Here is a 19,264-nt window from a genome sequence, read left to right on the forward strand (position 1 = left end):
CATCGTCGCCGGCAACCGCCTGATGATCCAGGGTGACCGGCATTACGACTACGACACCTTTGGCAACCTGATCCGTGAGCGGCGCGGTAAAGGGCGCGCGCTCGTCACCGAATACCGCTACGACGGCCAGCATCGATTAACTGGCGTTACAAAACCCAATGGGCAGACCGCCAGCTACCGCTACGACCCGTTTGGGCGGCGTATCAGCAAAACCGTCGACGGGATAACGACCGAGTTTTTTTGGCAAGGCGACAAGCTGATTGCCGAGCATCACAAGGATCGGCATCGCAGTTATCTGTATGAGCCGGATAGTTTTCGTCCGCTCGCTCTGCTGGAAGGCTTCGGGCCCAAAGACACAAAACCCTACCACTACCAACTCGACCACCTGGGTACACCCCAGGAACTCACCGCCCCCGACGGCGAAATCGTGTGGTCCGCACACTACCGCGCCTACGGCGAAATCGCCCGACTCGACGCGGGAAAAATCGACAACCCGTTGCGCTTTCAGGGGCAGTATTTCGATCAGGAAAGCGGGCTGCACTACAACCGGCATCGCTACTACAATCCGGATCTGGGACGCTACCTGACGCCGGATCCGGTGAAGTTGGCGGGTGGGATCAATGCCTACCGGTACGTGCCCAATCCTACGGGGTGGGTGGATCCGCTGGGGTTAAGTACGTGTCCGGGGGGTGATGGGTGTAAGCCACAATCGGAAATAGAAAGCCCAACCGATCAAATAAAGGTTGAAGACCGCTCCCCACCACAGCCGAGGCCGCAGGAGAAACGTAGCTATTTATACCGAGGAGATATGAGAGAGCCGGATGAGATATTTGAAAAGGGATTTGAGAGCAGAGGCTCGAGTACAGACCTTTTCCTGCACATTTTGAATAACGCGAGCCCGCCTAGCAATTTCGTCCCCACATCAACATCAAGAAAACAGGCATTGCAGTTTGCTTCAAACTTTGGATTCGAGGATGGCTTCCTATACACACTCAAAAGAATCCCTGGAATAGATGTAAACAAAGAACTGGGCTCACGTTCCAAACACAGCTATGAATCGGAAATCGCAATTCCAGGGAGAATAGACACCAAAGATATTTTAGGCGCTTCACCTGTCAATGAGGACGGAACATTCAAGGGATACACTATATTAAACCCCAATAGAGAATACCCATGAAATCACGTGAGATCAGCATCATTAAAAACGGGTTGCGTGAAAGCGCAGTTATAGAATACGAAGGAAGCAAGCCTACGCTTGAGATACTGATGAGCGATGGGACTCGAAAAACCTATACAGCATTGGACTTATATGACTGCTTTGGTTTGATGAGAGCGGACCTGAAAGAGATTAAATTCCTATGTAAAGGCTCAAAAATCAATGTTCACACCTCAGGAATGTCTTCACACATGTCAAATGGACTTATCGCATACGAACTATCAATAGGACAACCTGAAGGCATTCCTGTACACATTTTTTCCTATGAGGAAAACGACTTGACCAACGACATACAAGAGCAGCATGACTTCTGCACAACATGGGAAAAATCTTGTTAAATCTCCTAAAAAATTCCAGACCGCTCACTTGCACAAACAAAAAATGAAAAAGCAGAACATCCATGCATTAATTGGAAATAGAAGAACAGAAGTTTTCGTAAAATATGACACCAACAAATCAATCATGACATTCTCGGAAGCCGACAATTTCAAAAAAATCTACGAAGGAGGAGACATGTATGCTTGTCTGAAAAAAATCAGAACCGACTTCCCTCAAATACAATTTCTATGCAAAGGCGCAAAAATAAACGTCAGGCCTTCAAGTATGTCCTCCCAAATGAGTGGAGGCATGGTTGCCTATGAGCTAACACTTGGAAAGAGAGCAACACGAGAGGATCTTGTTCATATATTTGATTATGAGGATCACAACCTCACAAACGATCCACTAGAACAGGAAGCATTTTATAAAAAATGGATAGAATCAATTGTCATGATCGAACCTGATCCAATTAAAACCGAATAAACAATAACCCAGGCAACGCGTTTCTTCCATTGGATCAGCACAGACCATTTTAGGCCTGCTCCGCAGCCCAGCGCAGGACAAGCCTGCTCACTACAGAAACTGGCCAAGTCATAATCTGGGGTAAACGGACCCGCTCACTTTAATTTTAAAATACTCAAACCACCCTTCAATACAAATGAAAAAACAGAAAATTCACACAATCGTAGAAAATGAAAACACAGAAGTCACCGTAAAATATGACACCACCAAATCAATCATGACATTCTCTGAGGCCGACGACTTCAAAAAAGTCTACGAAGGAGCAGACATGTATGTTTGCCTGGCAAAAATCAGAGCCGACTTTCCCCATATAACCTTTCTATGCAAAGGCGCAAAGTTAAATGTCAAACCTTCAAGAATGGCCTCTCAAATGAGTTCTGGTCTTGTGGCATATGAAATGACGTTAGGAAAACAGGCCACCAACGAAAATATTGTTCACTTATTTGATTATGAAGAAGAAAACCTTACAAACAACCCACAAGAACAAATCGATTTCTTTAAAAAATGGCTGGCATCACTAGGTGCCCAAGACTATGAAAAATTCAATTAAGCCTCTTTCCTATCCCCTGTAGTGAGCGAGCTTGCTCGCGCCGGGCTGCGAAGCGGCCCCAACCCAGGCACGCGTTTCTTCCGTTGGATCAGCGCCGTCCATTTTGGGGCTGCTTCGCAGCCCAGCGCAGGGCAAGCCTGCTCACTACAAAAACGGGGTTCACGCTACAAAAAACACCCATCACAAACGCCTGACTCACCACCCTTCCTTCAGCATGCGCAACTCCAGATGCTGCAACAGCATGATGGTCTTGCCATCGACAATCTCACCCTTCTGCACCATCGCCAGGGCTTGTTCGAAGCCCAGTTCCAGAACTTCGATGTCTTCGCCTTCGTCGATCAATCCGCCGCCGTTGCCCACACGGTCTTCCGGTTGGTATTCGCCGATGAAAAAGTGGATGCGCTCGGTAACCGAGCCCGGGCTCATGAACGCGGCGTAGATTTGCTCCACATGCTCTACGCGGTAACCGGTTTCTTCCTCGGCCTCCAGGCGGATGCGTTCTTCGGGGCTGGCATTGTCGAGCAAGCCCGCGGCGGCCTCGATCAGGTAGCCGTGGTAATCGTTGACGAACGTGGGCATGCGGAACTGGCGGATCAGCAGCACGGTGCGTTGCGCACGGTTGTACAACAGGAGGGTGGCACCGTTGCCCCGGTCGTACACTTCGCGGGTCTGGGCCTGCCAGGTACCGTCGCGGCGGCGCAGGTCGAAGCTGTATTTTTTCAGCAGGTACCAGTTGTCCGAAAGGGTTTCTTCAGCAGTGATGCGAACGGGGCTGTTGTCCATGGTCGGGCCTTTGCTCAAAGGAGCAGGAGCATGTCGCGCGGGCATTGTCAGCGTCAAGCCGAGCACGGTGACAGCCCAATCTTGCTGCGCTGTAACACTTTGCAAGCAATCCCCCTCAACGGCTGTCGAATTAATCCCTGCCCTCGTAAGCCATCTGGTAAAAACGCTGCTTCGTTCTTGTTCTGGAACCTCCATGTCGTCTCGTTTTTTTTCACGCTGGAACCTGCGCTGGTTTCCCCTGTTGTGCATGGCACTCGTGATCGTCGGCCTGCCGGTGGGTTGCGCCGTGCTGCAACACAAGGAGCGTGAGCTGGTGTTCCGCATCGAACCGGGCACGGCCAGTTGGTACAGCGGGTTGCCCAAGGCTGTGCAGGAGTTCGAACTCACACCGGCCAGTTTCAAATCAGGGCAGAACATTCACGGCTGGTGGTGGCCGGCAGAGCGCAAGGACGCGCCGGCCATTCTCTATCTGCACGGCGTGCGCTGGAACCTCACCGGGCAGTTGTTTCGCATCGAACAACTGCATGCGCTGGGCTTCTCGGTACTGGCTATCGACTACCGCGGCTTTGGCCAAAGCCAGGGCGATTTACCCTCGGAAAGCACGGTGTATGAAGACGCACGCATCGCCTGGGAACGCTTCCAGGTGCTGCAACCCGATCCGAGCAAGCGCCTGATCTACGGCCACTCCCTGGGCGGCGCAGTGGCCATCGATCTCGCCGCCGAACTGGGCAAGCAAGTACCACTGCCCGTGCGCGGGCTGGTGATCGAGTCGACCTTTACTTCCCTCGCGGATGTCGCGGCAGCCGTGGCCAACACTTCGCTGCCGGTGCGCTGGTTGCTGTCGCAGAAATTCGATTCCATCGACAAGATCCCCGACATCCATATGCCCTTGCTGGTGGTGCACGGCCTTGATGACCGTTATGTGCCACCCCGTTTCAGCCAGCAACTGTTCGAAGCCGCCCGGGAACCCAAGCGCCTGTTGCTGGTACCCGGCGCGAGCCATAACAACAGCATGAGCTTGGCCGGACGCAGTTATCGCCAGGCCCTCGACAACCTGATGCAAGCGAAGATGCCGGCCCAGGTGGTGACGCACTCCACAGGCCGTAGCGGCGACTCATAAAATGGTTTTCGGCACTGTGTTTGCGCTTGCCTGTCAAGCGCAAACCCAGCCTATGCGGGGCCGCGCTGGAAGTTGATCAAATATTGACCTCGGGTCAAATCGCCATATCTGTCGGGGCCTCACAAAGTTATCCACAGAGATACCCACGGTTTTCGTGGACAACTCTTTTCAAACTTTTATGATTTTTTTGCTCGGCAAACCCTTCAGGGAAAGGTGCCCGGCAGCAAAATATCGCGGTTCACATCACGTATATCGTTATAGCCACAGAGGGCCATCGACACATCCAATTCACGGGCAATGATGTCCAGGGCCTTGGTCACACCGGCTTCACCCAAGGCGCCCAAACCATACAAATGGGCGCGTCCGATCAACGTGCCCTTGGCACCCAATGCCATCGCCTTGAGCACGTCCTGGCCGGAGCGAATGCCGCCATCGAGCCACACCTCGATGCGCTCGCCCACCGCCTCGACAATCGCCGGCAACTGGCTGATGCTCGACGGTGCCCCATCCAACTGACGGCCGCCGTGGTTGCTCACGATCAGCGCGTCGGCGCCGGAGTCGGCCGCCAACCGTGCATCCTCCACATCGAGGATGCCCTTGATGATCAGCTTGCCGCCCCAGCGCTGTTTGATCCATTCCACATCGCCCCAGTTCAGGCGCGGGTCGAATTGCTGGGCGGTCCAGGACGACAGTGAACTCATGTCTGCCACGCCCTTTACATGCCCCACGATATTGCCGAAGCCACGACGGCGAGTACCCAACATGCCCATCACCCAGCGTGGCTTGGTGGCCATGTTGAGGATGTTCGGCAACGTCAGCCTGGGCGGCGCCGACAGGCCATTGATCAAGTCCTTGTGACGCTGACCGAGGATCTGCAAGTCCAGGGTCAACACCAACGCATCCACACCGGCGGCCTTGGCACGATCGATCAATTGCTCGATAAAGGCACGGTCGCGCATCACGTACAGCTGGAACCAGAACGGCTGGCCGACATGCTCGGCAATGTCCTCCAGTGAACAGATGCTCATGGTCGACAAGGTGTAGCGCAGGCCGAACGCCGCCGCCGCGCGAGCAGTAAGAATCTCGCCATCGGCATGCTGCATGCCGGCGAGTCCTGTAGGAGCCAGGGCGACCGGCATGGCCATGTCCTGGCCGATCATGGGGGCGCGGATGGAACGCTGATCGATATTGCGCGCCACCCGCTGACGAAACTGGATACGGGCAAAATCACTCTCATTGGCCCGGTATGTGCTCTCAGTCCAGGAGCCGGAATCGGCGTAGTCGTAGAACATCCGTGGGACACGTCTTTGCGCCAGCTTGCGTAAATCTTCGATGGTTGTGATCAACGACATCGGGTCACCTCTCCCTGAACTGAACACAGAGAGTAACCGCCCATCGGCTTCGCAACCAGTCGTTGCACTTGGATCAAACGCAGGCTAATCTCCGCACAAACCTGCAAAAAGACGCAAAATCATGCATAGCACCCATCAAGCCATTGACCTGCCTTCGCTGCGCAAGCAAAAAATCCTGTTGCTGCTGGAGCGCGACGGCAAGGTCACCGCGTCGGAGTTGGTGGAGCATTTTGCCGTGTCCCAGGACACCATCCGTCGCGACCTTGGCGAACTGGCCGCCGCCGGTCTGTTGCAACGCGTCCATGGCGGCGCCCTGCCCCGCCCCAAGGACACCGGCAAAGACTTCTTCACTCGCGTCGGCGAGACCAATGACGTCAAGCGCCATCTCGCCCAACTGGCTGCCGACCGCGTGCAAGATGGCCAGATCGTGCTGTTCGACTCCGGCTCCACCACCCTTAAAATCGCCCAGTCGCTGCCCCGCGATATCCACCTGACCGTGGTCACGCCGTCACCGATGATCGCCATCGCGCTGGCCGACCACCCCCGCGTCAAAGTGATCCTCACCGGGGGGCAGCTCAACCCGGCAACACTGTCTACCACCGGCCAGGAAACCGTGCGCCTGATCCAGAGCGTGAAAGCCGACCTGCTGTTCACGGGCGTGTGCGCCTTGCACCCCGAGGTCGGTATCAGCTCGCTGCATTTCGATGAAGTGGCCGTCAAACAGGCGCTGCTCGACAGTGCCTCCCATGTAGTAGCCGTGACCACCGCCGACAAACTCGGTGCGGTGGAGCCATTTGTGGTCGCGCCGTGCAACCGTATCGGCACATTGATTACCGAGTGGCACGTACCGAGTGTCGAAGCGTACGAGCAGTTAGGGCTGGAAGTGATGCGGGTGGCGGTCGATTAGGTACAAGCACTCGCCGAACAAGAAACGCCCCCCTAAAAATGCAGACAGGCGCCGATCGGCGCCTGTTTTTTTTTACCTCGCCCCCTCAGCTTTTGTGCTGCTGAGCCATCTCCCGCTTGGGCCCGAACATCGCCCAGGCAATCAGACCGAGCAAGGGCACGAAGATCAGAATCACCAGCCACAGCCCCTTGGTCTCCCAGCCACTGGTGCTGCGCAATACGATATTGATCGCCCACAATTCCAAGAGCAGCAGAATCACCGCCAAACCGATCCAGACATATTCTATTTGCATGATTCACCTCCTGGGGTCTGTGCATTAGGTCAAGCGATAGCCCCAAGGGTTCCATCGGATTTACCGCAACCGCTCAAGCCTCGGGAACACGTAGAAGCTCGAGTGCAGTCCGAATCGGGGAAATGCAACCCGAATCTTGCTCGATCATGCAGGCTGCACGACAACCTGAAGCGATTCAAATGACTAACCCACTGATTACTGACCTATTTTCAGAGGTGTTCGCGTTGGTACAGCAAATGCAAGACTCCTCCGGACAAGGCGTTCACTTCAGCGCTGGGGGCAGAAATGGAAGCCATAGACAGCCCAAAAAAACCCATGGGGACCAAGCCATTGGCGGCCTGATACCCACTCGGCGAAGCCTGGGTCAGCCAGGCTTCGATGACTCACAGCAGCAAGGGGATTGCGTCATGAAGACCTTTATTTCCCAAAGGATTCTACTGGTTATCGGCTTCTCGGCCCTGCTTGCCAACCCCGCCTTCGCCGCGTTCGGTGATGACACCACTCCATCGCCAAGCGCTCTGAACGGTAACAGCGCCGCAGGCTTCGCCCTGCCGCCTGGCACTTACCCCAGCAGCCCTGCGGACAGTGACAAAAAAGCTGAAACGTCACCTCAAGAAAAACCTTCGCCCAGTTCATCGAAGCAAAAGCCACACGACGGTAAGGCGCCCAAAAAGCAAACGCCACGCACTGGCAGCTAAAGTGAGTCATATCGACTACATGGAGTCATTAAGACAATCAATAGAGGGTGTCTTAATGACTCCTTAAAACATATCCAATTGATTTATATGAATTTAATAGCTGGCACATTTCCTGATGAGGTGAAGAACAACCTCAACACCCACAGAGAAATCACCATGCGCAATGAATTCAATCGTCGCCTTGCCGTTGTTACCGGAGCCAGTTCGGGGATCGGCCTGGCCGTCACTCGCGGCTTGCTGGAACAGGACACCCAAGTGGTCGCCATGTCACGAAAGTTGGGAGAACTGGGGGCACTGGCCGAGCGCTTCGGCGAGCAATTGGTGTGGCTGGCCGGCGACGTGACCAGTGCGGCGGATCAGGCGCGCCTGGCACAGTTGACGACCGCCATCGGCCCGGTGGATTTCCTGGTGCCGAATGCCGGCATTGCCTGCCTGGCGGACGGTCTTGACCCAAGCGCATTCGAGCGTCAATGGGCGGTCAATGGCGCCGGCGCCCTCAACACCCTCTCCAGCCTGCGTGGACAGTTGGCCGCAAAGGCATCGGTGGTGTTCATCGGTACCTTCCTGGAGCAGGTCACCTTCCCCGGCCTGGCCGCCTACATTGCTTCCAAAGCCGCGTTACGCGCCCAGATGCGCACCCTGGCGGTGGAACTGGCGCCCCATGGCATTCGCGTGAACATGGTCTCCCCGGGGCCCACCGCCACGCCGATCTGGAGCACCCTGGGGTTGACTGACGAGGCATTGGGCGGCGTGGCGAAAACCGTCAATCAGCGCTTGCTCAACGAGCAGTTCCTTGAGCCGGAAGCCGTGGCCGACGTGATCCTGTTCCAGTTGAGCCAAGGCGCTCGCAGTGTGTATGGCCAAGACTGGGTGGTAGATGGCGGCTACACGCTGCGCTGATCGAAACGCCCCCGCGCCTCACGAAACGCTTCGCCGTTGTCCACCACCCAGGTCCACAGCGGGATCATGTGGACCAGCAACTGCTTGCCCAGGGTCGACAGCTCGTATTCGACCCTGGGTGGCACTTCCTGAAAATCATGACGCAGCACCAGCCCATCCCGCTCCAACTGGCGCAGGCTGCGGGTCAACATGCGCTGCGTGACCCCTTCCATGCGCCGGCCAATCTCGGCATGCCGCAAACGACCGGACACCCCCAACGCATGCACGATACCCAATGACCAGCGGTTGCCCGCATGGGTCAGCACTTCGCGCTTGAGGCCATCATCGTCGGCGCTCAGCGCGTCACACGCCGCCTGTGAGCGTCGGATGATCTCGTCGTTATCCATAGTGTCCTCCCGGTATCACTGGTGTGCCTTCTTATGCAGGGCGATTAATTCTGCAAGCATGCCACGACTTTCAACACCGACGGAGAACCCCATGACAGCCTCTTCCATCCTGGTACTCGGTGCCGGCGAACTGGGCATGGCCGTGCTGCGCGAACTGGCGGCCCAGGCCACGCCGCGCCACACCCGCATTGCCGCGCTGCTGCGCCCGGCCAGCCTGCAATCGCCTGGAGCAGAGACCCTGCGCGAACTGGGTGTCGAACTGCTCGCCGGCGACTTGCAGCACGATAGCCAGAGTACCCTGGCCCAGCAGTTTTCAGCCTTTACCACCGTGATCTGTTGCACCGGTTTTGCCGCTGGACCCGGCACCCAGTGCAAGCTGGCACGTGCAGCGATCGAGGCTGGCGTACAGCGCTTCGTGCCCTGGCAGTTCGGCGTGGATTACGACGTAATCGGTCGCGGCAGCCCGCAAGACACCTTCGACGAACAGCTGGACGTGCGCGAGCTGTTGCGCAGCCAGCACGGCACCCAGTGGCTGATCATTTCCACCGGGATGTTCACCAGTTTCTTGTTCGAGCCCTCGTTCGGCGTGGTCGACCTGGCGCACAACAGCGTGCACGCCTTGGGCAGCTGGGACACCGCCGTTACGGTCACCACGCCGGAAGACATCGGTCGACTGACTGCGCAGATCGTGCTGGCTGAACCGGCCATCACCAACCAGGTGGTGTACACCGCCGGCGACACCCTGACCTACGGACAACTGGCCGATACCGTGGACACAGTCCTCGGCATCACCCTCAAGCGCGCACCGTGGTCAGTCCCCTCACTGCTGGAAGCGCTGGCCCAGGACCCCGATGACAACCTGAAAAAATACCGTGCCGTGTTCGCCCAGGGCCACGGCGTAGCCTGGGACCCCGCCGTGACCTTCAACGTTCAGCACGGCGTCGCCGTGACCGATGTCGCCAGTTGGATCCGCCAGCACCTCACGGCACCGGCAACCAGCCACTGAACTCACCCCGGGCATTCAACGCGCACCAGGCGAAATCCCACTCTACGACGGGTAACGCCTGGTGCTCGGCAGCGCCCAACGCCGGCCCTTTCCAGTCGAACACCCTTGAGCCCTTCCAGGCCAGGACCACGCCCCGGTCTGCGCTCCTGTCGGTGTTGACCCAACACGCGGCGGCCGCCGCCATGAAGGCATCGATGGGCTCGTCGTCAATCCGCGCGCGATAGGAAGAGCCCAGCAGCCAGCGACAGACATTCACGTGGTAGGTCCAGTCCAGCGGCGGTCGATGGCGATAGGCCCAGGTCATGAAACTGCGGAACAGGTTCAAACCCTCGGGCGGGTCGAGTTTGAGCAGTGCCGGGCAGATATCGAACAAGGCATGCCAATACGGCAGCAGGCGTGCATCCAGGTGCACGAAGCAGCGGGAATTACTCGGGTACTCAGGCAGCACCGGCTCCGCGCGCAGACGGCGCGACGCCTTGCTGACCAGGCGGCTGGCGCCGGCAGGCAACAGGTGGTTCATGAAACGCACTCACAGTCGTGACGATAGAACGCCTCCCGATCACGGGAGACACCGGGTACACGTCAGCAAACAGGAGAGGCGCGAGGGTTGGCCGAGGGCCAGGAATAACGTGGCGGCGCCTTGTTGCGCCGCTCATGGGCCGGTCGCGGGGTTTGCCCCAGCCCAAGCAGCCAGGCAAGACCGATGAAAAACACCAGGGCAACGGTAACGGCATTGCACACCGGGCAGGCAAAGTAGTTCGAGATGTTACTGGAAGACGGGCTGCCCAACCCTTTGTCGGAAAGTGGCGCCTGACTGCCATCCAGAGAACAGAACGCTCCGCCGATGCCGTTGAGCTGCTGGCCGAGCATCTGACCATGGCCCAAACCGCACACGAACAGGTTCATGAGCACGCAGAAGTACAGGGCCCAGGCGACCAGCGAACGGTTGGGGTGGCTCATTTTCATGGCGGCGACTCTACCATCGAAGCCGCCATGGGATGAAGCGCGGCAGGCCCCTGTGGCAGAACGTCGCAGATTACGCGGGCCGGCCAGGGTTGATAGACTTGGCGCCCTCTTCGGTTCTCCTTTTCAAAGCCTGCGGTTCACTGCCCTGATGGCCAGATTCAGCGCAATGCGGGCGCTTCACAGGATGCAAAGTTGATGAGCACGTTATTCACCCGCCGCAACGTCCTGACCGGCATGGGTTTGCTGGGCCTGGGCCTGCTGGCCGGTTGTGACAACAGCCCCAGGTTGAACTTCAAGTACGGCAAGGACCTGAGCGACAAGATCATGGGCCGTACCTTCAAGCTCAAGAACACCGAGGGCGACACCGTCACCCTCAGCTCCTACCGTGGCCTGATGCCGGTGGTGTTCTTCGGTTTCACCCAATGCCCGGCGGTCTGCCCGACCACGCTGGCCCGTGCCGCACAGGCCAAGAAGCTGATGGGCCGCGACGGCGAGATCATGCAGGTGATCTTCATCACCCTCGACCCCGAGCGCGACACCCCGGAAATCCTCGACAAGTACGTCAAGGCGTTCGACCCCAGCTTCGAAGCGCTCTACGGCACCCCGGAAGAAATCGCCGTGGCCGCCAAGGAGTTCGGGATCTTCTATGAAAAAATCCCGGCCGGTGACACCTACACCCTGTCCCACACGGCCACCAGTTTCGTTTTCGACACCCGCGGCAACCTGCGCCTGGGCCTGTCGGCTTCGCTCAACGCCAAAGAGTGCGCAGAAGACCTGCTCACCGTCATGGAGGTCTGCTGATGACTGCCTTTCAATCTTTCAAGCGCCTGGCTTTGGGCCTGACCCTGCTGGGCCTCGCGGCGCACGCCAGCGCCCAGGTGCAAGTGACCGACGCCTGGGTGCGCGCCACCGTGCCGGGCCAGCCGTCCAGCGGCGCGTTCATGACCGTCACCGCCGACAGCGACAGCAAACTGCTGAGCGTGGCCACTCCTGTGGCCAAGGACGTGCAGATCCATGAAATGAGCATGAAAGACGACGTGATGCACATGGGCCCGGTGGACTCGGTAGCCCTGCCTGCCGGCAAGGCCGTCACCCTCGACCCGGATGGCTACCACGTGATGCTGATGGGCCTGACCGGCCAGATCAAGGAAGGCGACCAGGTACCCCTGACCCTGACCGTGGAAAACGCCAAGGGCGAGAAGCAATCGATCGAAGTGAACGCCCCTGCCCGTGGCCTGGACGGGATGGACCATAGCAAGATGCATTGAGCCGAATAGGAGCAGCTGGCTTTTGTAGTGAGCTGGCTGCACCGCCTGCGCCGGGGCGCGCAGCGGCCCTGTACACCAACGAACCTATCCAGCTCACAGCACAACCGGCAGCCGGCGCACGCGCTTGCCCGTCGCAGCAAACACCGCGTTCACCACCGCCGGGCCAATCATCACCGTCGACACTTCACCAATCCCGCCCGGGGTCTCTTCGCTGTCGAGCACATGGGTTTCGATCCGCGGCGCCTCGTTCATGCGCAGCATGCGGTAGGTATCGAAATTGGCCTGTTCGACCCGCCCATCCTTGAAGGTGATGTTGCCGAACAACGTTGCCGTAAGCCCGAAGATCGCCCCGCCCTGCATTTGCGCCACCACGCTGTCGGGCACGATGGCGCGACCGCAATCCACCACGCAGGTGAGTGTGTGGACACGCACCTGGCCGGCAGGATCGACGCTGACTTCAACCACTTGCGCGGCATAGGTGCCAAAACAGAAGGTGAGTGCCACGCCACGCCCGCGTCCGGCCTCCAGCGGCGTGCCCCAGCCCGAGCGTTGTCGCAGCGCTTCCAGCACACGGCGGGCACGGGGATGTTTGTCCAGCAGGGCCAGTCGATAGGCAATCGGGTCCTGACCGGCATCGACCGCGAGTTCGTCGATAAAACCTTCGACCATGAACACATTCTGCGTATGCCCCACCCCGCGCCAGAAACCGGTAGTGATACCGGCTGGCGGCTCATGGCGCACATAGCTCACGCCGATATTGGCGAAATCATAAGGGCCACTGGGGTCGCGGGTTGCGTCGCCGTCGATGCCGTTGGCGAAGCGCTCCGGCAGCCAGCGCGCGAGGATCGATGAACCGGTGACTTTGTGGGTCCACACCGTGGGTTTGCCCGTGGCATCCAGGCCGGCGCTGAGGTGGTTGAAATGGTAAGGACGAAGGGTGCTGTGACGGGTGTCTTCTTCCCGCGACCAGATGACTTTGAGCGGAAATGCCACCTGCTTCGCCAGTGCCACAGCGTGGGCCACGAAGTCCACGTCCAGACGCCGGCCAAAACCACCCCCCAACAGATGGTTGTGCACTTGCACCTGGTGCTCGGCGAGCCCGGTCAATTGCATCACCACAGCCTGCGCCCGCGCAGGCACCTGTGTGCCCAGCCACAAATCACAGCCATCGGCGCGGACGTGCACCGTGCAATTCATCGGTTCCATGCAGGCGTGCGCGAGGAACGGTACTTCATACACCGCCCTCAGGGTCTTGCTGGCGGCAGACAGGGCCTGCTCGACATCGCCCACGGTCTTGACCATCGCTCCCGGTGCCTGGGACGCCTGTTCGATATCGGCCAGCATCTGCGCGGTGGAATACTGGCCGTTGGCACCGTCATTCCACTGCACCCCCAATAGCGCCAGAGCCTTGCGGGCGGCGCCCATGTGCTCCGCCACCACCGCCACGGCGTTATCAGTGCGCAACACCTGCACCACACCTTTTACCGTCCGCGCGGCGCGGTCATCGACACTGGCCAGGGTGCCGCCGATGACCGGGCAGATCATGATCGCGGCCACCTTGAAACCCTCCGGTCGCGCGTCGATACCATAACGGGCGGTGCCGTTGACCTTACTCGCCGAATCGGTGCGCTGCCGGGTCAGGCCGATCAACTGAAAGTGTTCGGCGCCCTTGAGCTCAACCTTGTCCGGCACCGGCAACGTGGCGGCCTTTTCCACCAGCTCGCCATACGCCAGTTGGCGCTGACTCGGCGTGTGGTACACCACGCCGTCGCGGGCGGCGCAACTGCTGGGTGCGACGTTCCAGAGCACAGCGGCAGCCTGCAGCAACAAGGTCCGCGCCGTGGCACCGGCCTGGCGCAACGGCGCCCAGGCGTTGCGAATCGAGGTCGAGCCACCCGTCACCTGAAAGCCCAGCAGCGGGTTGGCATAGCGTTTGTTGTCGGCGGGCGCATGCTCGATCGTCACCTGGTCGAGGCGCACTGCGAGTTCTTCGGCGATCAACACCGGGATCGAGGTATAGGTGCCCTGCCCCATTTCTACCTGGGCAATGGTAAATGTCACCCGGCCATCGCGGTCGATGCGGATAAACGCATTCGGCACGAACGATGCCGGTTCATCCGCCAGCGCCTGGCCCAGGGGCAAGTTCAGGCTGAGCAGCAAACCACCGCCACTGGCCGCGCTGACCTTTAGGAAACCGCGACGGCTGAGCAGCGCGGCGTTCATGCGCCCACCTTGACGAATTCGGCGCCCGCCGCCTGCCGGATCGCGGCATGAATGCGCACATAGGTACCACAGCGGCAGATGTTGCCGGCCATGGCATTGTCGATATCGCTGTCACTGGGGTTGGGGTTGCTGGCCAGCAGCGCCGAGGCCGACATGATTTGCCCGGACTGGCAGTAACCGCACTGCACCACCTCGAGCGCGCGCCAGGCTTCCTGGATCTTGTGACCGGCGGGCGTGTCGCCAATCGCTTCGATGGTGGTGATTTGCGCACCGCTCAACGCACTCACCGGCATCACACAGGAGCGGATCGGCGTGCCGTTCATGTGAACGGTACATGCGCCACACAGCGCCATGCCGCAGCCGAACTTGGTACCGGTCATGCCCAGCACATCGCGCAACACCCAAAGCAGGGGCGTGTCGTCGTCGACGTCCACGGTGTGTGTGGTTCCGTTGATGTTCAGCGTCTGGGCCATGGTGCGACTCCTGGAGATAGGCAACCCATCTTAGGATGCCAGCCAGCCCCCATAGAACGCTGTCGGGCTTCATACGCTTTGAAGCGTCTCTAACAAATGCAGCCTAGAGCATCTTCAACGGCTGCGGCGCCACACCACCGGGCGGTTCGCGCAGGAAGTCGATCAGCGCCCGCAGCTTGCGGCTGACCCGCCGGCGATCGGAGTAATACAGGGTGAAGCCCGGCAGCGCGGGGCACCAGTCTTCGAACAGGCTGACCAGCTCACCGCGCTGGATAAACGCATCGATATGGCCGCTGATCATGTAGCCGATCCCCAGGCCATCCAGGGCACTTTGCACCAGCGCCGAGGAGTCGTTGACGATCATCCGCCCACGCACCGGCAGCAGCAATGATTCCTGGCCCTTGACCAGGTCCCAGCGCTCGACCACGCCGCTGGACGCCCGGAAGGTGATGCAGTTGTGGTTGAGCAATTCACTGGGATGCTGCGGTGTTCCGTGCCGCGCCAGGTACGCCGGCGACGCGATCACGCGCATACGCAGCGCGGCACCGACCTTGACCGCGACCATGTCCTGCTCGACGAAATCACCGAAGCGAATGCCCGCGTCATAACCCAGGCGCACGATGTCCACCAGGGCGTTTTCCATGGTCAGTTCGAGGTCGATCTGCGGGTGGGCGTCGAGAAACGCCGACAGCAGCGGTTGCAGCACCGTCATATAAGCCGCGCGCGGCACGTTCAGGCGCAGCAGGCCGGACGGCGCGCCGACACTATCGCCCACTTCCATGGCGGCGGCGGTCAGGGCCGTGACCGCCGGTTGCACTTTGGCCAGGAAACCCAACCCCGCCTCCGTGAGGCTGACGCTGCGGGTGGTGCGGTTGAACAATGCCACCCCCAGCCGCCGCTCCAGGTTGCGAATCACCTGGCTGACGGCCGACGGCGATACCCCTAGACGCACGGCCGCTGCCGAGAAGCTGGCATGTTCGGCGACACAGACGAACGTAACCAGCCCGTCGAGTTGATCCTGGCGCATGAATTGTTCCGCAGAAAACGAACAGTAAAGCACATGCATTATGAAGATGGACTTCAAGACCTTATCAGCGTTTCAGGACTAGTCTGTGCAACCAAAACCTGTATTCATACATAAAAGATCTGCGATCAACACTTACTATATATTTTCAATCTGCAAATAGACTCGATAGCCTGATCCTGTCGCTCGCGCCTCCCTGTCGCCTACGGCCCCACAACTCCAAAAATAAGTATCAGACAACGGGTATCACTGTGAACACATCCCCTCGTGCCCTGAAAAGCCTGCTTCATCTCGCCATCGCTTTCGCCCTGTTCAACAGCCACAACGCCTATGCCGCCAACACCGGCGAACTGCCCTGCACCACCACCGAACAATGCGCGGCCCAGGCGGCAAAAGTGGGCGCCACACCCGACAGCGCACAAACCGCGCACAAGGCCAAGGGCGACCCGACCCAGACCCAATTCGCCTGGCTCAACCGTATCAACAAAGCCTCGCTGGTGATGCTGACCGAAGAAGGTATCGTGGCGCCCGCCATGGGCCAGAAGATCGCCGGCGGCGTGCGTTATGCCATCGCCCAGGCCGACCAGCCCGGCGGCACGCGCCCCAGCGATGTGTTGCAGCTGGAAAAAATCATGACCGACAAGATCGGTCCGGAAGCTTCCTTGATCCACTCCGGCCGCAGCCGCCAGGACATGCTGGCGACCTACCGCCTGGCCGCGCTGCGCAACCAGGTGCTGGCCTACAGCGAGGCGCTGAACGCCACGCGCCTGCGCCTGCTGAACATCGCCGACAAAAACGTCGACACCCTGGTGCCTGCCTACACCAACGGCGTGCAGGCCATGCCCATCAGCTACGCGCATTACCTGCTGGCCTTTGAAGCCGCGTTCGACCGCGACGGCCAGCGCATCCGTGAGCTGTACACCCGCTTGAACAAGAGCCCGATGGGCACTGCTGTGCTGGCGAACTCCGCCTACCCGCTGAATCGCGAGCGTCTGGCCGAGTTGCTGGGCTTTGATGGCGTGCGCGAAAACTCCCTGGATTCGAGCCAGGTATCGACCTACGACATTCCGATCGAGGCGGCCAACCTGGCGTCATCGTCGGCGATTCGGGTCGGCGCGATGATCGGCGACATCCACACCCAGTACCACCAGATTCGCCCATGGCTGTTGCTGGATGAGGAAGCCACCTACACCAGCAGCGCGATGCCGCAAAAGCGCAATCCCGGGCTGCTGATGCGCGCCCGTGAGACCGCCTCCGACGTGGTCGGCCTGGCCCAGGCCGTGACGCTGCGCGCGCACAACGTCACCACCGGCATGACCGACTACAAGTTCGCTTTCGACTCATTGGGGGTGTTCCGTTCCACCCAGGAAATGTTCGAAAGCGTGGACGCTGTGCTCGACGCGTTGCAGATCAATCCGCAACGTGCCCTGGAAGAACTGGAGTCGGAATGGACCACCTCCATGGAGCTGGCCGACACCCTGGAACGCCAGTACAAGGTACCTTTCCGCATCGGCCACAGCTTTGCCTCGCTGATCGTGACCGAGGCCCGCAGCAACGGCACCACGCCAAAAACCTTCCCGTACGCCGATGCGCAGAAGCTGTATAGCCAGGCGGCGGACAAGTACAAGTGGACGCCCAACACCTTGCCACTGGATGAGGCCGGTTTTCGTGCGGCGCTGTCGCCGACCACCATGGTCAAGACCCGCAAGGGCACCGGCGGCCCGCAACCGGAAGAGGTCAAACGCATGCTGACCGAGGCACGCAAGACACTGGAAGGCGATCAGCAGTGGTTGAAGGAGCGCCGTGAAAAGCTCAAGGGCGCTGAAGAGAATCTCGACAAGGCGTTCGACAAGCTCAAGGGCTGAAGCACGACCAGCCATCCGGGAGAGCGGTTTATGCCGGGCTGGGTGGGGCTGCGAAGCGCCCCCACCTCTCCTGCTGGCTCAGGTCGGCATTTCCCGTTGCAGCACCTCACGATCGATCGACTTCTGCCACCCGCAAATCGCCAGGCACGCCACACAATTGCCCAGCACATTGGTCAGCGAGCGGCACTTCATCAGGCGCTCCACTCCCAACAGCAGCCCGACACCTTCCAGCGGCACCAGTTGCAGGATGTTCAGGGTCGCGATCAATGTGAACAGCGCCGAGCCCGCCACACTGGTGGAGCCCAACGACGTGAACAGGCAAATCACCAGCACCGCCAGCAACTCCGCAACGCCCATCTGCACACCACCCATATGGGCCAGAAACATGATGGCGGTGGTCAGATACAGATTGGTACCGGCCAGGTTGAACGTATAACCGGTGGTCAATACCAGCCGCACCAACTGTCGATCACAACCCAGTGTTTCAAGTTTATTGATACACCCGGGAATTGCCGCCACCGACGCGCCGGTAAACATCACCAACAACAACTCTTCCTTCAAATAAACAATCAGGCGAGATAACCGCACGCCGACCATTCGCGTCACAGCAACCAACACCACGGCCACAAACAGGATGCTGACCAGATAGATAACCACCACAAACTTCAACAACGGCACCACCGAACTTACGCCGTATTTACCCACCACAAAGGCCATCGCACCAAATGCCGCCAGAGGCGCAAATTTCAAGATGATCCGCAATACATAAAACAACCCTTCGACACCAGTTTCCAACCACCCCAGGCAACGGTTGCCCAGCGCGCTGCCACGCCCCATCCACAGGCCGCAGATGACCGCAACGAACATCACCTGCAGGACCAGGCTCTGGGTAAATACGCGATAAAGGGTCGAGGATGCCGACAGCAGCGAAAGCTCGTGCAGAAAGCTTTCCGGCAGAGGGGGCGTCGCCAGCAGTGGCAAGCCGGTGTGATCGAGATTGAACGCCCAGCCCGTGGCCATGCCCAGCAGCAACGCGGCCATCGACATCAGTTGGAAATACAGGATGATGCGCCGCACCACATGCCGGTGATGGGGTTCACGCTTGATACCCGCCACTCCGGTGGATACCAGCACAAACAACAAAAACGGCATCAATAAACCGACCAACTTGATAAAACCGTCACTGAGCACTTTCATCTCGACGGCCACGTTCGGATACACCAGACCCAACATCATGCCCACGGCAATGGCAATCAGAATAGGCAGGGTTCCGTTCTTGGCACGGGGGGTCGGCATCCGCTCTCCATGGTCTTTTGGCTATTGTTATTGTCGTTGTTCGCCGCGTTCGGCATATTGGGCGCCATGGTCGCCCCAGGCGGCAAATAGTAAAGTCTT

Annotated in this window: 22 protein-coding genes; 12 read left to right on the forward strand and 10 right to left on the reverse strand. The window is 59.1% G+C overall.

Going from position 1 to position 19,264, the window contains the following annotated elements; all coding sequences use genetic code 11:
* The 4 genes from ACW9IN_RS00005 to ACW9IN_RS00020 all read left to right on the forward strand — a co-directional run.
* On the forward strand, positions 1–1,177 hold a 1,177-nt coding region (locus ACW9IN_RS00005; protein ID WP_457363930.1), incomplete at its 5' end, for an RHS repeat-associated core domain-containing protein.
* Complete coding sequence (locus tag ACW9IN_RS00010; protein ID WP_457363931.1) at positions 1,174–1,554, forward strand: hypothetical protein; 381 nt, start codon at positions 1,174–1,176, stop codon at positions 1,552–1,554. The genes ACW9IN_RS00005 and ACW9IN_RS00010, both read left to right, overlap by 4 nt.
* Positions 1,520–2,017: a hypothetical protein gene (locus tag ACW9IN_RS00015; RefSeq protein ID WP_457363932.1), complete on the forward strand. Its 498-nt coding sequence runs from the start codon at positions 1,520–1,522 to the stop codon at positions 2,015–2,017. Before ACW9IN_RS00010 ends, ACW9IN_RS00015 begins: the two co-directional genes overlap by 35 nt.
* A gap of 175 nt (positions 2,018–2,192) precedes the next feature.
* Positions 2,193–2,606 carry a hypothetical protein gene (locus ACW9IN_RS00020; protein ID WP_457363933.1) on the forward strand — a complete coding sequence of 138 codons (414 nt, stop codon included), beginning with the start codon at positions 2,193–2,195 and terminating at the stop codon, positions 2,604–2,606.
* 195 nt (positions 2,607–2,801) lie between these two features.
* On the opposite strand, the gene ACW9IN_RS00025 is transcribed toward ACW9IN_RS00020, so the two are convergent.
* Positions 2,802–3,389 carry an NUDIX domain-containing protein gene (locus tag ACW9IN_RS00025; RefSeq protein ID WP_457363934.1) on the reverse strand — a complete coding sequence of 196 codons (588 nt, stop codon included), beginning with the start codon at positions 3,387–3,389 and terminating at the stop codon, positions 2,802–2,804.
* 193 nt (positions 3,390–3,582) lie between these two features.
* Between ACW9IN_RS00025 and ACW9IN_RS00030 the strand changes: the two genes are divergently transcribed.
* Positions 3,583–4,509, forward strand: a complete 927-nt coding sequence (locus tag ACW9IN_RS00030; protein ID WP_457363935.1) for an alpha/beta hydrolase — start codon at positions 3,583–3,585, stop codon at positions 4,507–4,509.
* A 203-nt stretch (positions 4,510–4,712) separates the two neighbouring features.
* On the opposite strand, the gene ACW9IN_RS00035 is transcribed toward ACW9IN_RS00030, so the two are convergent.
* A complete protein-coding gene (locus ACW9IN_RS00035) occupies positions 4,713–5,861 on the reverse strand; it encodes an alpha-hydroxy acid oxidase (protein WP_457363936.1) in 1,149 nt (382 codons plus the stop codon).
* Positions 5,862–5,982: 121 nt separating this feature from the next.
* Here ACW9IN_RS00035 and ACW9IN_RS00040 point away from each other — a divergent pair, with 121 nt between their 5' ends.
* Positions 5,983–6,768, forward strand: a complete 786-nt coding sequence (locus tag ACW9IN_RS00040; RefSeq protein ID WP_457363937.1) for a DeoR/GlpR family DNA-binding transcription regulator — start codon at positions 5,983–5,985, stop codon at positions 6,766–6,768.
* Between the two features lie 85 nt (positions 6,769–6,853).
* On the opposite strand, the gene ACW9IN_RS00045 is transcribed toward ACW9IN_RS00040, so the two are convergent.
* Positions 6,854–7,060 carry a PLDc N-terminal domain-containing protein gene (locus ACW9IN_RS00045; RefSeq protein ID WP_457363938.1) on the reverse strand — a complete coding sequence of 69 codons (207 nt, stop codon included), beginning with the start codon at positions 7,058–7,060 and terminating at the stop codon, positions 6,854–6,856.
* 407 nt (positions 7,061–7,467) lie between these two features.
* On the opposite strand from ACW9IN_RS00045, the gene ACW9IN_RS00050 reads away from it, so the two are divergent.
* The gene (locus ACW9IN_RS00050) at positions 7,468–7,758 is read left to right on the forward strand and encodes a hypothetical protein (protein ID WP_457363939.1); all 291 of its coding nucleotides are present in this window, start codon (positions 7,468–7,470) and stop codon (positions 7,756–7,758) included.
* A gap of 156 nt (positions 7,759–7,914) precedes the next feature.
* Positions 7,915–8,658 carry an SDR family NAD(P)-dependent oxidoreductase gene (locus ACW9IN_RS00055; RefSeq protein ID WP_457363940.1) on the forward strand — a complete coding sequence of 248 codons (744 nt, stop codon included), beginning with the start codon at positions 7,915–7,917 and terminating at the stop codon, positions 8,656–8,658.
* Here the strand turns inward: ACW9IN_RS00055 and ACW9IN_RS00060 are convergent.
* Positions 8,643–9,044, reverse strand: a complete 402-nt coding sequence (locus ACW9IN_RS00060) for a winged helix-turn-helix transcriptional regulator (protein WP_457363941.1) — start codon at positions 9,042–9,044, stop codon at positions 8,643–8,645. The two genes, ACW9IN_RS00055 and ACW9IN_RS00060, sit on opposite strands and share 16 nt — an antisense overlap.
* Before the next feature lie 91 nt (positions 9,045–9,135).
* On the opposite strand from ACW9IN_RS00060, the gene ACW9IN_RS00065 reads away from it, so the two are divergent.
* Positions 9,136–10,050: an aromatic alcohol reductase gene (locus ACW9IN_RS00065; RefSeq protein WP_457363942.1), complete on the forward strand. Its 915-nt coding sequence runs from the start codon at positions 9,136–9,138 to the stop codon at positions 10,048–10,050.
* Here ACW9IN_RS00065 and ACW9IN_RS00070 read toward each other — a convergent pair.
* Together ACW9IN_RS00070 and ACW9IN_RS00075 are read right to left on the reverse strand one after the other, a co-directional pair.
* Entirely contained in the window at positions 10,025–10,570 is a 546-nt protein-coding gene (locus ACW9IN_RS00070; protein ID WP_457363943.1) for a putative natural product biosynthesis protein, read from the reverse strand. The two genes, ACW9IN_RS00065 and ACW9IN_RS00070, sit on opposite strands and share 26 nt — an antisense overlap.
* A 62-nt stretch (positions 10,571–10,632) precedes the next feature.
* Positions 10,633–11,016: a DUF2946 domain-containing protein gene (locus ACW9IN_RS00075; RefSeq protein ID WP_457363944.1), complete on the reverse strand. Its 384-nt coding sequence runs from the start codon at positions 11,014–11,016 to the stop codon at positions 10,633–10,635.
* A 195-nt stretch (positions 11,017–11,211) separates the two neighbouring features.
* On the opposite strand from ACW9IN_RS00075, the gene ACW9IN_RS00080 reads away from it, so the two are divergent.
* On the forward strand, positions 11,212–11,817 hold the full coding sequence (locus ACW9IN_RS00080; RefSeq protein ID WP_457363945.1) for an SCO family protein: 606 nt from the start codon (positions 11,212–11,214) through the stop codon (positions 11,815–11,817).
* Positions 11,817–12,284, forward strand: a complete 468-nt coding sequence (locus tag ACW9IN_RS00085) for a copper chaperone PCu(A)C (RefSeq protein ID WP_457363946.1) — start codon at positions 11,817–11,819, stop codon at positions 12,282–12,284. The genes ACW9IN_RS00080 and ACW9IN_RS00085 overlap by 1 nt, the downstream gene beginning before the upstream one ends.
* A 93-nt stretch (positions 12,285–12,377) precedes the next feature.
* Here ACW9IN_RS00085 and ACW9IN_RS00090 read toward each other — a convergent pair whose 3' ends face one another.
* The 3 genes from ACW9IN_RS00090 to ACW9IN_RS00100 all read right to left on the reverse strand — a co-directional run bounded on the left by ACW9IN_RS00090 (position 12,378) and on the right by ACW9IN_RS00100 (position 16,007).
* Positions 12,378–14,507, reverse strand: coding sequence for a molybdopterin cofactor-binding domain-containing protein (locus tag ACW9IN_RS00090; protein WP_457363947.1), 2,130 nt, complete (start codon positions 14,505–14,507; stop codon positions 12,378–12,380).
* The gene (locus tag ACW9IN_RS00095; protein ID WP_457363948.1) at positions 14,504–14,980 is read right to left on the reverse strand and encodes a (2Fe-2S)-binding protein; all 477 of its coding nucleotides are present in this window, start codon (positions 14,978–14,980) and stop codon (positions 14,504–14,506) included. Before ACW9IN_RS00095 ends, ACW9IN_RS00090 begins: the two co-directional genes overlap by 4 nt.
* Before the next feature lie 103 nt (positions 14,981–15,083).
* Positions 15,084–16,007 carry a LysR family transcriptional regulator gene (locus tag ACW9IN_RS00100; RefSeq protein ID WP_457363949.1) on the reverse strand — a complete coding sequence of 308 codons (924 nt, stop codon included), beginning with the start codon at positions 16,005–16,007 and terminating at the stop codon, positions 15,084–15,086.
* Between the two features lie 248 nt (positions 16,008–16,255).
* Between ACW9IN_RS00100 and ACW9IN_RS00105 the strand changes: the two genes are divergently transcribed.
* Positions 16,256–17,869: an argininosuccinate lyase gene (locus ACW9IN_RS00105; protein WP_457363950.1), complete on the forward strand. Its 1,614-nt coding sequence runs from the start codon at positions 16,256–16,258 to the stop codon at positions 17,867–17,869.
* Positions 17,870–17,947: 78 nt separating this feature from the next.
* On the opposite strand, the gene ACW9IN_RS00110 is transcribed toward ACW9IN_RS00105, so the two are convergent.
* Positions 17,948–19,165 carry a cation:dicarboxylate symporter family transporter gene (locus ACW9IN_RS00110; protein ID WP_457363951.1) on the reverse strand — a complete coding sequence of 406 codons (1,218 nt, stop codon included), beginning with the start codon at positions 19,163–19,165 and terminating at the stop codon, positions 17,948–17,950.
* Between the last annotated feature and the right edge of the window lie 99 nt (positions 19,166–19,264).

The organism is Pseudomonas sp. SDO5271_S396 (genome assembly GCF_054071795.1).